Source organism: Thiobaca trueperi (assembly GCF_004342175.1).
In the GTDB taxonomy this organism is placed as follows: domain Bacteria; phylum Pseudomonadota; class Gammaproteobacteria; order Chromatiales; family Chromatiaceae; genus Thiobaca; species Thiobaca trueperi.
Window position 1 is genome coordinate 27,185 of sequence record NZ_SMAO01000007.1, and the last position, 14,420, is coordinate 41,604.

16 protein-coding genes are annotated in these 14,420 nt (G+C 58.1%); 11 read left to right on the forward strand and 5 right to left on the reverse strand.

The window, feature by feature from the left end; translation table 11 throughout:
* Positions 1-24 precede the first annotated feature (24 nt).
* The 7 genes from sohB to EDC35_RS13340 all read left to right on the forward strand — a co-directional run bounded on the left by sohB (position 25) and on the right by EDC35_RS13340 (position 6,155).
* On the forward strand, positions 25-1,032 hold the full coding sequence (gene sohB / locus EDC35_RS13305; protein WP_132977755.1) for a protease SohB: 1,008 nt from the start codon (positions 25-27) through the stop codon (positions 1,030-1,032).
* Between the two features lie 319 nt (positions 1,033-1,351).
* Positions 1,352-1,951, forward strand: a complete 600-nt coding sequence (locus EDC35_RS13310) for a hypothetical protein (protein ID WP_132977756.1) — start codon at positions 1,352-1,354, stop codon at positions 1,949-1,951.
* Complete coding sequence (locus tag EDC35_RS13315) at positions 1,948-2,985, forward strand: DUF262 domain-containing protein (RefSeq protein WP_132977757.1); 1,038 nt, start codon at positions 1,948-1,950, stop codon at positions 2,983-2,985. The genes EDC35_RS13310 and EDC35_RS13315 overlap by 4 nt, the downstream gene beginning before the upstream one ends.
* Before the next feature lie 234 nt (positions 2,986-3,219).
* On the forward strand, positions 3,220-3,516 hold the full coding sequence (locus EDC35_RS13320; RefSeq protein ID WP_132977758.1) for a type II toxin-antitoxin system RelE/ParE family toxin: 297 nt from the start codon (positions 3,220-3,222) through the stop codon (positions 3,514-3,516).
* 3 nt (positions 3,517-3,519) lie between these two features.
* Positions 3,520-3,846 carry an addiction module antidote protein gene (locus EDC35_RS13325; protein ID WP_132977759.1) on the forward strand — a complete coding sequence of 109 codons (327 nt, stop codon included), beginning with the start codon at positions 3,520-3,522 and terminating at the stop codon, positions 3,844-3,846.
* A 642-nt stretch (positions 3,847-4,488) separates the two neighbouring features.
* Positions 4,489-5,163 carry a class I SAM-dependent methyltransferase gene (locus tag EDC35_RS13335; protein WP_132977761.1) on the forward strand — a complete coding sequence of 225 codons (675 nt, stop codon included), beginning with the start codon at positions 4,489-4,491 and terminating at the stop codon, positions 5,161-5,163.
* Positions 5,164-5,372: 209 nt separating this feature from the next.
* Entirely contained in the window at positions 5,373-6,155 is a 783-nt protein-coding gene (locus EDC35_RS13340) for a Crp/Fnr family transcriptional regulator (RefSeq protein ID WP_132977762.1), read from the forward strand.
* An 11-nt stretch (positions 6,156-6,166) separates the two neighbouring features.
* On the opposite strand, the gene EDC35_RS13345 is transcribed toward EDC35_RS13340, so the two are convergent.
* The 4 genes from EDC35_RS13345 to EDC35_RS13360 form a co-directional block, all read right to left on the reverse strand.
* Positions 6,167-7,282 carry an ABC transporter permease gene (locus tag EDC35_RS13345; protein ID WP_132977763.1) on the reverse strand — a complete coding sequence of 372 codons (1,116 nt, stop codon included), beginning with the start codon at positions 7,280-7,282 and terminating at the stop codon, positions 6,167-6,169.
* Positions 7,283-7,303: 21 nt separating this feature from the next.
* The gene (locus EDC35_RS13350) at positions 7,304-8,431 is read right to left on the reverse strand and encodes an ABC transporter permease (protein WP_207896220.1); all 1,128 of its coding nucleotides are present in this window, start codon (positions 8,429-8,431) and stop codon (positions 7,304-7,306) included.
* A complete protein-coding gene (locus EDC35_RS13355; RefSeq protein WP_132977764.1) occupies positions 8,431-10,170 on the reverse strand; it encodes an ATP-binding cassette domain-containing protein in 1,740 nt (579 codons plus the stop codon). The genes EDC35_RS13350 and EDC35_RS13355 overlap by 1 nt, the downstream gene beginning before the upstream one ends.
* A 191-nt stretch (positions 10,171-10,361) precedes the next feature.
* On the reverse strand, positions 10,362-11,414 hold the full coding sequence (locus EDC35_RS13360; protein ID WP_132977765.1) for an HlyD family secretion protein: 1,053 nt from the start codon (positions 11,412-11,414) through the stop codon (positions 10,362-10,364).
* 538 nt (positions 11,415-11,952) lie between these two features.
* On the opposite strand from EDC35_RS13360, the gene EDC35_RS13365 reads away from it, so the two are divergent.
* From EDC35_RS13365 to cobU, 4 genes are all read left to right on the forward strand, one after another.
* Positions 11,953-12,363, forward strand: a complete 411-nt coding sequence (locus tag EDC35_RS13365; protein ID WP_132977766.1) for a hypothetical protein — start codon at positions 11,953-11,955, stop codon at positions 12,361-12,363.
* Between the two features lie 139 nt (positions 12,364-12,502).
* A complete protein-coding gene (locus tag EDC35_RS13370; RefSeq protein WP_132977767.1) occupies positions 12,503-12,796 on the forward strand; it encodes a hypothetical protein in 294 nt (97 codons plus the stop codon).
* Between the two features lie 96 nt (positions 12,797-12,892).
* Entirely contained in the window at positions 12,893-13,507 is a 615-nt protein-coding gene (locus tag EDC35_RS13375; RefSeq protein ID WP_132977768.1) for a DJ-1/PfpI family protein, read from the forward strand.
* Positions 13,497-14,069: a bifunctional adenosylcobinamide kinase/adenosylcobinamide-phosphate guanylyltransferase gene (gene cobU, locus EDC35_RS13380; protein WP_132977769.1), complete on the forward strand. Its 573-nt coding sequence runs from the start codon at positions 13,497-13,499 to the stop codon at positions 14,067-14,069. The genes EDC35_RS13375 and cobU overlap by 11 nt, the downstream gene beginning before the upstream one ends.
* A 123-nt stretch (positions 14,070-14,192) precedes the next feature.
* On the opposite strand, the gene EDC35_RS13385 is transcribed toward cobU, so the two are convergent.
* A complete protein-coding gene (locus EDC35_RS13385) occupies positions 14,193-14,378 on the reverse strand; it encodes a transcriptional regulator (protein ID WP_207896222.1) in 186 nt (61 codons plus the stop codon).
* Positions 14,379-14,420: the final 42 nt, after the last annotated feature.

Below are 14,420 nucleotides of genomic sequence, written 5' to 3' on the forward strand. Positions count from 1 at the left end.
AACCTGTTGACCACCGGATCTCTCATGGACCTATTGCTGACCGCGTTCTTCGATTACGGACTCTTTCTTGCCAAGACGCTGACCCTTTTGCTCGGAATCGCTGCGCTCATCGTTCTGATCCTGCGTATTCGTCAGGGTGGCGATCGCGGGGAGCAGCTTGAAGTCACCGATCTCAACCAGCGCTACCGCGAGCTGACCGATGCGCTCAAGGAATTCTCGCTGCCGAAAAAGGCTTACAAAACCTATGTCAAGGCCGAGCGCAAGCGCGACAAGGAGCGCGACAAGGCCGAAGAGTCCGCGCGCAAGCGTCTCTTCGTCATCGAGTTCAATGGCGACATCCGCGCCAGCGAAGTGGCGGCGCTGCGGGTGCTGGTGACGGCGCTGCTGCTGGAGGCGGGCGAGGGCGACGAGGTGCTGGTGCGGCTCGACAACGCGGGCGGCATGGTCAGCGAGCATGGGCTCGCCGCCTCACAACTGGCGCGTCTGCGGGCGAAGGGCATTCCGCTGACGGTTGCGGTCGATAAGGTCGCCGCCAGCGGCGGTTATCTCATGGCCTGCGTCGCCGATCGCATCATCGCCGCGCCCTTCGCGGTGCTGGGGTCGATTGGCGTGCTTGCCGAACTGCCCAATTTCCACCGTCTGCTCAACCGTTACGGGGTCGATTTCGAGCTGCACACGGCGGGCGAATACAAACGCACCCTGACCCTCTTCGGCGAGAACACCGACGAGGGCCGGCAGAAACTGCGCGAACAGCTGGAAGAGACCCATCGTCTGTTCAAGAGCTTCGTCGCCGAATACCGCCCCGCGCTCGATCTGGAGCGGGTCGCCACCGGCGAATACTGGCATGGACAGCGCGCTGTGGAACTGGGTCTGGTGGACGCCATTCAGACCAGCGATGACTATCTGCTGGCCGCGAGCAGCGAAAAGGATCTGCTGAAACTCAAATACCGCGCCCACAAAAAACCCATCGAACGGCTGCTGTCGAGCATCCAGGCGATGCTGGAGCGGGCGTTTGCGACCTGGCGGGGTTAGGCTTGATGTGTGGACTCTGGCGTTGGAGTCCACGGAAAGAGGTGATGTCCGTGCTGGTTTTTTTAGGTTACTGGCTGGGCGGTTGTTCCGGTTGCTGAAGTGTTTGCTCGTTTACCGAAATGACGCATGAGAGAGGGTGTCAGTATGTGCTGCTGTAACGCATTGATGGAAATATTTTTCAGGCGGCAAGAGATGTGGTTATCAGTCTTGGATGTCATGGGTGACGCTTAATGTTGCTGATTTAGGCGTCAATTTGAGGTCTAATTTGGTAGTTAGCCGCGCGAATGCTTTGCGTATTTTTATTTAAAAAGAACATATTATGACCGATGATGATCTTAAAAAGATACTTCTAGATGGTGATCTCGAAGAGTTTGTTGATTCGATTGTTCTTTCTAAGGAATCAACTCATTTTCCAACTGAAAAAGTATGCATGGTAGCCGAAGTACTAAAAGCAAAATTTGCCATCGAGATAATGCCAGCTCAGATATATGTTGTCGGTTCAGCGAAAATTGGCTTTGGGATTTTTCAGAAACGAACGCGGGAGGGAAGCATCTTACCTGCATTTCGGCCTTTCCGTGCAGAGTCTGATATTGATCTGGCAGTAGTTTGTCCAAAATTATTTGAACTTATTTGGGATGAACTTTCCACATACGCAAACAAAATGCCATCAATTCCGTGGGATTCGGGTCGGCTTGGTGATTACATGGTATATGGCTGGCTCCGTCCAGATCATTTTCCAAGGCATGTGCGTCTACGACGATGCGACGATTGGTGGGACGTTTTCCACGGATTATCCGCAGATAGTCGTTTGGGGCGTCGATCCATTCGGGCTGCGCTATATCATTCCTTTGAGCATTTAAGAAGATATCAATTACGTGGGATCAATCAATGCAGGCTCTCACTGGAGGCTAGACGGTGAAAACTTCTCCAACTAATAAAAAGGTTCGTGAGCTGATCAGTATGGTTAAAGAGTCTAAGTTGTTACCTAGACCTGAGTTCCAACGTAGGCTTGTATGGTCACGTGACGACAAAAACCATTTTCTTGATAGCGTGTTACGGGGATATCCATTTCCCGAAATATACTTTGCAGATGGTGATGTTAATTTAGAAACTGGCGAAGGAACTCAACTTTTAGTTGATGGATTGCAGCGGGTAAGCACGCTAATTCAATATTTTGATGGTGACGACAATCTTAAACTAACCTCTGCCCCTACTTACCGCGCGCTTAATGAAGACGAAAAGAAAGCATTTTTGCAATATGATGTTGCGGTGCGCGATCTCGGCGGGATATCAAAAGAAGAAATAATTGAGGTTTTTAAAAGGCTTAACGCCACAAAGTATTCTTTGCTCGACATAGAGATAAATAACGCTGTTTATGCTGGCGCATTAAAGACATTTTGCGAGCAGATAGCAGAAAAAGATTTCTTTCGTGCACACAATATTTTCAATGCATCAGACTACAAAAGAATGGGCGATCTGCGGTATGTCCTTTCACTTGTTGGGACAATGGTACAGGGCTATTTTAATCGTGATGATGCGTTTGAAAATCTTTTGGATCGTTATAACGATGAATTTCCTATGCATGCCGAAATATCTGGGAGACTTCAAAACATATTCGATTTTATTGAGGAATGCGGATTCGACCCAAAAACTAGAGCCTGGAAAAAAGCCGATCTCTTCACGCTGTTAATAGAGCTCGATCAGGTTCTACACATTCGAAATGAAAGATTACAGCCCAGCAAAGTATTAGAAGAATTAACCTCCTTCTATGACGGCGTTGATAGTTCAGGGGTCAATCAGGGTTCAGTGAGTTCTATTTACTACAAGGCCGCACTTCAAGCATCTAACGATAAAATAAACCGGGTCCGTCGTGGAGCGATTATTGGAGGCATTCTACTCGAACTTAGCGAAAGCGAAATAAGAGAAAAATTAAGAGTAGAGGGCTTGGCATAGCAAGGTAGAATTGGCAGAAGAACCACGCGATAACCTCGGCGATTGCCAATGAAGGTTATTGGCCATGAAACTCATCATTCACAACAATAAACGAGAAATGATGGGTTTCGCTTCGCTCTACCCATCCTACTCCTATAGCAACCTACTGATTTAAAATCAGAAAACTGGTTAAAGAGCGGACGGCATACGAATATGAGCCTTGATCGAATGTAATCGAACAATTACATTGTGCAGATGTTGACGATCAAGCAACTACCCGAGTTCGCTGCGTGGCTATCTGGTCTGCGGGATGCCGCAACCCGGCTACGTTTGGCCAAGCGGTTGGACAAGGCAGCGCGCGGTCTGTTGGGCGACGTGAAGCCGGTCGGAGAAGGCGTGCATGAGATGCGCGAGGACTTCGGTCCTGGCTGGCGCATGTATTACGTCCAGCACGGCGCGACATTGATCGTGATGGTCGGCGGCGGGGACAAATCCACGCAGAAAGCTGACATTGCCAAGGCTATCAGGCTGGCCGCAACGCTGGAGGATTGAACCATGACTCGGAAGATCAAGATTGCCGACCTGCCGGAGTTCGATATCACCGAACATCTGGACAGCGAGGAAGCCATTGCTGCCTACCTGACGGCCGTGATCGAGGAAAACGATCCGTCGGAGCTGGCACACGCGCTTGGCATGGTGGCGCGGGCGCGTGGCATGACACAGGTGGCGCAGGACGCAGGGCTGGCCCGCGAGGCGCTATATAAGGCGCTGCGGCCGGGCGCGCAGCCGCGCTTCGACACGGTGCAGCGTGTGTGTGCGGCATTGGGCGTCAAATTGAGCGTGACGGCCGCTCACACCACGCCTGACACCCTGGCGAGGTAGGGCCGTTGGGGTGAGCGGAAGCGAACCCCAACGAAACCTCGAAGCAGTGAATGTTGGGGTTCGTTCCTCACCCCAACGAATCTGGAATCCACCAGAAGCTGTGCGACGGGTCTGATCTGTCACTATCGACCCTTCTGGGACAACCTCGCCGTCCAGGCTCTGGACGGTCAGTGTCAAAGGTGGCAGCACAGCTTTCGTTAACCCCGATCGTGCTTAACCCGCAGTGATGAGTTTTTGGGCTCGCTCAACTTGATTGGGAAACAAATCCCCTGGTACATGTGCTTTCCCAAGGGCTTTTGAAACCATGGCCCTCGCGCACTGAGAGTGTTCGCCATGGCAGTAGTGTTTCTTGTAGCTTTCTGCCATCGATGGCATGTTGGCCATTCTGCCATTGAAAAAAGGACAGCCGCTTAACGATTGACAATCCGCCATGTCACGCTCCTGATCATCGAATTTGCAATATCCAGCATGGAAACGTGCGTCTGATTCGGCATGCCGGCAACAGATTCCGGCCGTCTGAGTGTAGGATAAAACGAAACGCTTCACCGGTTACCGATGAAGGGCACCGAGCAGTTCCGGTGCCGGTTCTGTTTCACGGGTGATTTCGGCGAACCAACTTAAAGAGCGGATAGGGGTACGAATATGAGCGTCGTTTGGAACGCAACCACGTATGACGGCGAGCGACGCCGGCTCGTTCATTGCTTCGATGAGTTTTACGGCACAGCCGCTGAGTTGGTCGCGCGTTTCTGCCCGAATGAACCGGCCATTCTCGATCTTGGCGCTGGTACGGGCATTCTGTCGGCGGCGATTGTCGAACGGGTTCCAACTGCCAGACTCCATTTGCTCGATGCATCCGCCGAGATGCTGCACCAGGCCGCGCGCCGTCTCGCCAACTGGCAGCCGCACATCACCGTTCAGTCGTTAAGCGAAGCACTGCCGGGTGGCCCATTCGATGCCATTGTGTCGGCCCTGGCCATCCATCATCTCGACGATGCGGATAAACGCGCACTCTACGGACGCATTTTTGCCGCGCTGTCTCCGGGCGGTCTGTTCATCAACGCCGAACAGGTAGCCGGTCGCAGCGCCCGTGTGCAGAATCTCATTGAAGCCGTGCATATTGATCGTGCGCGCGCACTCGGCAGCTCCGAAGACGAGATTGAAGGCGCCATCCAGCGTATGCGTTACGACAGGTGCGCAACCGTTTCCGATCAGGTTGACTGGCTGAGCGACATTGGCTTTGAGGATGCCGAATGTCTGTTCCGTTCTTTCCGTTTTGCGGTGTTTGCCGGATGGAAGCCGGGTTTGTTGGCATCTTAAACCGCGTCCAGTGCGATATGCGTAATTTTCAATTTGTGTTTAGCTTTGGGGAAGTCAACGACATCAGTGGAGACGCGGTTTAAAATTTTATATTTTTTAATATCTTAAACCGCGCCCCTCTAACGCTCGTCGATGCTGCCAAGGCCGCCCCAATCCCCAAACATCACATGCCGCACCGGGCGCGGTTTAGTCATCGCGAGAGTCCCGAAATGTCTGTCAAGCCCCAACCTCAACCGCAGCAGAATCATCTTCTGGCAGCCCTGTCGCCTGAGGTTCAAGAGCGTTTATTCCCGTATCTGGAACTCGTGCCGCTGCCGTTGCGCGCGATCATGTATGAAGCCAGGCGCCCGATGCGCCATGTCTACTTTCCAACTGACTCCATCGTCTCGCTGCAATACGTGATGGAGAACGGGGCATCGACCGCGATCCTGGTGGTGGGTAACGAGGGATTGTTGGGTATCACCCTGTTCATGGGCGGGGAGAGCACGCCAAGCCGGTCGCTGGTACAGAGCGCCGGTTACGCCTATCGCCTCCCCAGGCCGCGGGTGAAAGAAGAGTTCAAGCGCCACGGCCAGTTGCTGGTGCTCATGCTGCGCTACACGCAGGCCCTGATCACGCAAATCGCCCAGACTGCGGTCTGTAACCGGCACCATTCGATCGACCAACAGCTTTGCCGCTGGCTTCTGCTTTCCATGGATCGCCTGTCGCACAATCACCTGACCATGACGCAGGAATTCATCAGTAACATGCTTGGCGTTCGCCGCGAGGGGGTCACCCAGGCCGCGCATAAGTTGCAGCAGCTTGGGGTGATTTCATATTCGCGCGGATTGATCAAGGTGCTGGACCGGCCAAGGCTCGAAACGCTGAGTTGCGAGTGCTACGAGGTGGTCAAGAAGGAAACAGAACTGCTGCTACCTTACCTGCCGCAGCGCAGCGTGATCACGAATGCCGACTCGATTCCGACTGCGAGGCTTCCAATGCAGCCTGCGTAGCGAGGTAATGCTCAATGGCTTCCCAGCCGGTTGCGGAACAGCCAGCCGGCCGTCCCCAGGGTGGCGGCGGCGATCAGGGCCAGCGGCCAGAGCTGGTGGTACAGCCGGTCAAAGCCCGCCCCCTCCAGAAAAACACCGCGCAGGATGATCAGGTAATAGCGCAGCGGGTCCACCAGCGTCAGGAGCTGGACGGCCGGGGTCATGTTGTCGATGGGGGTGGCGAAGCCGGACAGCACCACTGCCGGCACCAGAAACAGAAAGGCGCCCAGCAGCGCCTGCTGCAGGGTCAGGGCCAGCGACGAGATCATCAGCCCGACACCGACCGCCGCCAGCACGAAGAACAGAATCCCCAGGTACAGCACCCACAGCTCGCCCTGAAAGGGCACGCCGAACCAGTAGACCGCCAGCAGCGCCACCAGACTCGCCTCGAAGACCCCGATCAACAGCCCCGGCATGGCCTTGCCGATCAGAATCTCCGCCGGGTGCAGCGGCGTGACCAGGAGCTGATCGAAGGTTCCCTGTTCGCGCTCGCGCGCCACTGACAGTGACGTCACCATCATGGTGACGACCATGGTGAGCAGCCCCACCAGACCGGTGACGAAGAACCAGCGGCTCTCCAGGTTGGGGTTGTACCAGGCGCGGCTGACCAGATTCACCGGTGCGCCCTGGAGTCCGTGGGCGGCGATCCAGTCCGCATTGAACCGGCTGACGATCTGATTCACGTCATTGAGCGCAATCTGGGCGCTGTTGGAGTTGCGCCCGTCGATCAGCACCTGGAGCTGACCGGTGCGCCCGGCGGTCAGGTCGGCGGTAAAGTCCGGTCCCACCTGCAACACCAGCAGCACGTCGCGATCATCGATGAGCGCGGCGATCTCATCCTGACGGCTGATCTGACCGGCCAGGACAAAGGTTGGCGACCCCTGGAAACGGGCCAGCAGTTCCCGTGAGGCGTGGCCATGGTCGCGATCATAGACCGCATAGTGCACGGCATTGAGATCGAAAGACGCCGCATAGCCGAAGACCAGCAGTTGGATCAGCGGCGGGACGATGATCACCATCCGGCTGCGCTTGTCCTTGAAGAGCGCCAGGAACTCCTTGATGGTCAGGGCCAGAAGATGAGCGAACATAGCGTTACCCGATGAATACCCTTACTCGATGCGTTTGCGCAGCAGTCGGCGGCTGAGACCCAGAAAGAAGGTCGCCATCAGGGCCAGCGCGGCGGCATTGGGCAGGATGACGGCCCAGACATCGCCGGCCAGAAACAGGGTCTGGACGATGGTGACGAAATAACGGGCCGCCACGATATGAGTAATGACGCCGACCACCGCTGGCATGCTGCCGATATCGAACAGGAACCCGGAGAGCAGAAAGGCCGGCAGAAAGGCAGCCAGGATGGCGATCATGCCGGCCACGAACTGATTCCGGGTGACAATCGAGATCAGGAGCCCCATCCCCAGGGCCGCCAGCAGAAAGAGGGTCGCGCAGACCGCCAGCACCCACAGCGAACCGCGCAGCGGCACCCCGAACTGGAACACCGCCATGGCGACCGACAGCACCATCCCGCCCATGCCCAGCACGAAATAGGGCAGGATCTTGCCGATCAGGATCTCGTTGACCGTCACTGGCGTCACCAGCAGCGCCTCCAGGGTGCCACGTTCCCACTCGCGGGCGAAGACCATCGCGGTCAGCAGGGCGCCGACCAGGGTCATGTTCACCACCAGCAGACCGGGAACCAGATAGTTGCGGCTGCGCAGTTCCGGGTTGAACCAGATCCGCGCCTGCACGGCGACCGGCGTGGCGATGGCGATCTGGCGGGCCGTGAGTTCCCGTTGCAGCCAGACCGCCCAGACGCCCTGGACATAGCCCTCCAGCAGACGCGCAGAGTTGGCGTCCACGCCATTGACCAGCACCTGAATCGGCGCCTCGCGATCAGCCTTCAGCCGCTGGGCGAAGTCCGCCGACAGCACCACCAGACCCGTGACCTCCCGTGCCCGCAGCGCCTCCCGCCCGGCCTGACGGGTGCGGTAGACCCGTGGCGCGAAGTAGGTCGAATGCTGGAAGGCGCCCACGAAGGAGGCCGCTTCCGCCCCCGGCTGCATGACGACGAAGCCGACAGGAACCCCTTTTGAATCCAGCGAGACCCCGTAGCCAAAGAGCAGCAGCAGCACCGCTGGCAGCACGAAGGCGATGGCGATACTCGATGGATCGCGCAGGATCTGGAGCGATTCCTTGCGCAACAGGCCGAGCAGACGGCGATTGGGTTGCATCGTTTTCATTATTCAGGTTGATCCCGTGCCTGAATCAGCGCAATAAAAGCCGTCTCCATGGTCATCTCGGACTCCGGTTCTCCGTCCGGGCGCGGGGCCTGGGCCTTGATCTCGCTCGGGGTGCCGATGGCCAGGATCTCACCGGCAGCCATGATCGCCAGACGGTCGCAATATTCCGCCTCTTCCATGAAGTGAGTCGTCACCAGCACCGTCACGCCGCCCTCCGCCAGGGCATTGATGCGTGTCCAGAACTCGCGGCGGGCCAGCGGATCCACGCCGGAGGTGGGTTCGTCCAGAAAGAGGATGTCCGGTTCGTGCATCAGTGCGGCGGCCATGGCGAGACGCTGTTGATAACCCAGCGGCAGGGCGCCGCTCTCCATTCCGGCCAGATCCTGGAGATCGAAGGCGTCCAGCGCCCAGTCCAGGCGTGCGGCGGCGCGTGCGCCGGTCAGCCCGTAGGCGCGGGCGAAGAAGCTCAGGTTCTGGCGGGCCGAGAGATTGGCATAGAGCGAAAATCGCTGGGACATGTAACCGATGCGTCCGCGCGCCCGGGCGGCGGCATGGCGCAGATCGACCCCCGCCACCCGCACCTCGCCGCTGCTGGGTGGCAGCAGCCCGCAGAGCATGCGGAAGGTCGTGGTCTTGCCGGCCCCATTGGCCCCGAGCAGACCAAAGACCTCGCCCGGACGAACGGCAAAGCTCACCCGCTGCACCGCCAGGAACTGACCGAAGCGCCGGCTCAGATCCCGAACCAGAATGGCGTCGCCGCGAAAGGACGGCGTGACCCGCACCTGAGGGATCGGAATCTCGCGCCGCTCGCCCTGGAGCAGGGTGACGAAACCATCCTCGAAGCGGGGCGGCACGGCGTCGCCGCGCACCGGCTCGCCGAGGGTTTGCGACAGCGCCGTGCAATCCGGGCGCTGACCGGGCGCCATCACCACCCGCACCGATTCACCCTGGAGGACGGCATCCAGCACCCCCGGCTGACGGGCCAGGGTCGCTTGCAGCCGTCGTCGCCTGGTCGGCGCGCCAGTCACCCGGAAGGTGCGCCCGGTCAGCGGCGCGCTGAACTGGCCGGGTGGACCATGCGCCACGACTTGCCCCTGATGCAGCAGAATCACCTCGGCGCAGCGTTCGGCCTCGTCCAGATAGGCGGTGGAGAGCAGGACGCTCATCGCCTGCTCGGACACCAGGCGGTAGACGATGGCCCAGAGTTCACGCCGCGACACCGGATCCACCCCCACCGTCGGCTCATCGAGCAGCAGCAGGCGGGGCGGGTTCACCAGGGTGCAGGCCAGCCCGAGCTTCTGTTTCATCCCCCCGGAGAGCCGTCCGGCCAGCCGGTCGCGGAAGGGCGCGAGCCCCGTCATCGCCATGAGTTCGTCATAGCGGGCGGGGCGCGCCGCGCAGGGCACGCCCTGGAGATCGGCATAGAGATCCAGGTTTTCATTCACGCTCAGGTCTTCGTAGAGCCCGAAGCGCTGGGGCATGTAGCCGATGCTGGACTGCACCGCCAGTGGGTCGCGGGCGACATCCAGACCAAGCACGGTGGCGGACCCGGCGTCCGGGACCAGGAGTCCGGCAGCCAGACGCATGAAGGTGGTCTTGCCGGCCCCGTCCGGCCCGATCAATCCGGTCACCACGCCAGGCGTCAGGGTCAGCGTCAGATCGCTCAGGGCCGTGATGGCCCGCCCGTCCGCGCGGAAGGTTTTGCACAGACCGCGCGCGCTCAAGGGTGAGGCTGACATGGCGGATGGGGTCATGTTTTTTTAGACAGGATTAACAGGAGTAAAAACCCAGCAGATGTTCCGAGACCGCCGCTGTTCGTTGTCGTTGTCGTTGTCGTCGTCGGCTTGCGAATTTTCGATTACGATAACGACAACGACAACGACAACGATTAGCCCTCGGGATTTCTATCGAAAGCAGTGGACCGGCTGACTCAGCCGCCGATCCCGGCATCCGACGCAGGCGGCGCGCAACCGGGCGGTACCAGCGGCGCGGCGCGCAGATCCAGTTCGACTGTCACCGGCATCCCCTGACGCAGTTCGCCGTCTGGATTGCAGACATAAACCCGCGCCTGATAGACCAGATCGACCCGCAGCTCGGTGGTCTGGACCTGTTTGGGCGTGAACTCGGCGCTCGGGGCGATGTAGCCGACCCAGCCCGGATAACCCTTGCCGGCAAAGCTGTCGCTGTAGACCATCGCCGGCTGGCCCGGTTTGACCCGCCCCAGATCGGGTTCGGCCAGATAGACCCGTGCCCACAGCGGATCGGCGAGTGCGATGGTCAGGACCGGACGCTGGGCGGAGGCCATGTCGCCCGGTTCCAGGATGCGGTTCTGCACGATGCCCGCCGTCGGCGTGATCAGGGTCGCATGCTGGAGATTCAACTGCGCCTGCGCCAGATCGGCCTGCAAGGCGGCGAGCTGGGCCGCCGCCGCCGCGATGTCCTCGGCCTGACTGCCCGCCAGCCCCAGATCCAGGCCGGCCTGAGCGGCCTTGACGCCCGCCTCGGCGGCCTGAGCGGCGGCGACCGCATCCTCGACATCCTGGGGCGAGATCAGGTTGCGGGTCTGCATCTCGCGGGTGCGCCCGGCATGGCGGGCGGCATTGGCAGCCGTGGCGCGGGCCGCCTCCAGATCCGCCCGGAGCTTGGCGAGCGCCTCGGGGCGGGTGCCGGCGATGCGCTTGTCCAGCTCGGCCTGCTGGGCGTCCACCCGCGCGCTCGCCATGTTGCGGGCCAGGATCAGATGTCGGTCATCGAGCCGTGCCAGCACCTGTCCGGGCGCCACCCGCGCGCCCTCGACCACCAGCAGTTCCGCGATCCGCCCGCTGACCTCGAAGGCCAGATTCACCAATCGCACATCGATATCCCCGTACAGGGTCAGCCGCGCCGAGTCGGCATCCGGATCGAGCCGATCCTGATAGAGCAGCCAGCCACCGCCGCCCAGGGCGAGCAGCAAGAATGGGATCAGGATCAGGGGCTTTTTCATCGTGTTGTTCCCGGCGCCTGACTTGGCATCAAGTTGCTGGCGCAATACAGTTGGTCAGGCGCTGGCTGTGGGTCTTCGGCGCCGGTGGTCTTCCGATCATGGCGGGTCTGATGCAATCCGTGGCGGATTTTAACCGCCAGAGGGCTTGGATGCTCAACTGCAAAGAGTCTTTATGCTTCTTTTTCTGCTTGTTGGGCGGCTGGCGCTGGCGGACGCCGTTCTGGCAGAAACAGTCGATTCCGGTCCTGATTTCTTTTACATTATTGTGTGTGCGACACGCGGTTTCCGTGTTCGCTCAATCATGTCAGCGATTGGGCGCTTGTTCTGGTTGTTGATGTGTTTGCCCGCTCACCGAAACGACGCATAAAATAGGGGGCTGTCAGCATATGCTGATGCAACGTATTGATGGAAAGATTTTTCAGGCCACAAAGAAACGTGGCTGCCGATCTTTAGCGTAGTGATTGAGCGTTGAAGCCGCACGCCGCTTAGCTTTGATCATTAGGCGTCCTCAACACACTCTCTCAGCAGGAACAAACATATGCCATATAAACCATATTGGAAGTCTGAGTTTCAGAATTGTTTAACCTCCGTAGCGGGCAAGGGCAACTTGCTACGCTGGGAAGAAATCTCCGACTCTCTGAGCACTAACGAACATCGGGTTTGGGAGTACGTTTATAGATTTCGCCTGAAGAATCCTGCCGTTTCAATCATCATTTATTCGTCGGTTTATAAAGAAACGGATCGTTCTAGAGACATAAACAGCGATGCAGTGCGAATTGTGTTTGAGTGGCATACAGAAAACGGCGACCTATATTCCAAGGTGGCAAAAAAATACCGAGTTGATTCTCTATTTGAAAATCTAGGGGGTGAGCTCATTTCCGCATCCAAGGATTGCTTCGATCTAAAAAAATATTCTTGGGTTTCCTCACTAATAGAAACAGATGATTGAGGTATTTCAGCTGAACGGTATACACCTAACCCAGCGCCCCTGAGCTTTAACGTTAGGCGCTTGGAAGCAGTGGAGCACTTGCAGAAAAATTATCATTTGTCTGAGCCCAATGAAATCAATCACTAGGGAGGCGCCTGAGATGACAAAAGACCAATTAGCGACGATCAAATGCGAAATTCGATTAAATTTTCACTACGTCAATTACCCCGAAAACATTTCCGCTGGCCTATGGCGAGATGGAGCGGGAAAAATCCACTTCATGGACGATATGGGACTAGATCACTTAAAAGCGTCCATACGAAAAGTTGAGCGTGATATTGCTCGCCTTTATAGGTCAGACAGGGAACAGGAAGTAATCGACGCGCTTATTCCTCTGGCAGAGCAGAAACTTTCCGAACTGAAAGACGAATTTAAACTGAAAGCCAATGCCTGACTTGGCGCTCAGCCTCTCTCCTTTCAGTCGCTGGACGCTGCGCGATAAAGCCGCGCAGCGCCGTTTAGCTCTGCGTTATATTTCAATGCTTCACCCATGAACCGCAAACACCTTGGCATCGTTATCTTTGAAGAGATCGAAATTCTCGATTTCTGTGGCCCTTTTGAGGTCTTTTCCGTCACTCGCCTTGATGAAAACCGGCGTCGCGAAGAACCGTCACCGTTTGACGTTTCGCTGATTGCGCAATTCCGTCAGCCGGTCACCACCACGGGAGGCATGAAGGTCATTCCCGATTTCACCTTTGATGACTGCCCGGCTCTCGATATGTTGATCATTCCCGGAGGCTGGGGCACACGTCAGGAAATGCGCAATGAAGCCATGCTATCGTTTGTGCGTTCCCGCGCTCCAGATGTTGAAACATTGGCCTCCGTGTGCACGGGCGCACTTATTCTCGGCAGTGCTGGGCTGCTCGATGGTCTTTGCGCCACCACGCACTGGCGTTCTCTGCAAATGATGCAGGAGCTTTTTCCCAGGGTCACAGTCGATACAGGGTCTCGCGTCGTCAAGGCCGGCAAGGTCATGACTTCGGCAGGCATTTCTGCGGGAATCGATATGGCGTTGCGGATTGTTGCCGAGTCTTGCGGGGAAGACATTGCCCGCTCAACGGCTCGTTACATGGAATATCCGTTTCCAGAAAACAATGAGCGTTAAAACCAGCCGCAACCCGGTGTCCGCGCCGACCGCCATCCTCGTTGCCGGCCCTGCCCGCAGCGGCAAGAGCGAGTGGGCCGAGCGTCTGGCCTATGAGTCGGGTCGGCCAGTCGTCTATGTCGCGACCGCCAGGGAGGATCCGCATGACGCCGACTGGAGCGCCCGCATCGAGGCCCACCGTCTGCGTCGCCCGGCGCAGTGGTCAACCCTGTGCGCGCCGACCGAACTGGAGACGGCCCTGATCGAGCACGGCGGCGCGGATCGGTGTCTGCTGGTCGATTCGCTCGGCACCTGGGTCGCCAATCTGATCGAACTCGACGATCGGTCCTGGCGCGAGCGGGCCGGGCGTCTGCTTGAGGTCGTCGATGCTTGCCCGGCGCTGCTCATTCTGGTGGCTGAGGAAACCGGCTGGGGCGTGATCCCGGCCTATCCGGTCGGGCGGACCTTCCGCGACCGGCTCGGCGACCTGATCCGCCGGCTCGGCCCGCGCTGCGGCTCAAGCTATCTGGTGACTGGCGGTTACGCGCTTGATCTCGCGCAAATTGGCGTGCCGGTGGTTTGATTTTCCGTCTGCCTGCCGCCGCTCTACCATCGGGCTCGCTTTGTCCTGGGCGCGGGCCTCGTCATCGCGGAGCCGTGCCCCGCCAAAAGTCATCAGCGCCAATCTCTCTTATTCCATCTGGAATTAGGCTGCTTCCATAGGGTCGGGTAGATCGAGCAGGAAGCAGCGCTGTTCGTAGGCTTCGACCAGCGTAACCAGGATGCCGAGACGCTCACCCTCGGGCGTGTCGAGTTCGGCTGTCATCAGACTCTCGATATCGCGAAGTGCTTCGCGATATCGAGAGTCGGTTTTGATGGGCTTGATGTCCATGGTTTATGGGGATCTCTCCGGCTGCTACTCCATCCTGTGAAT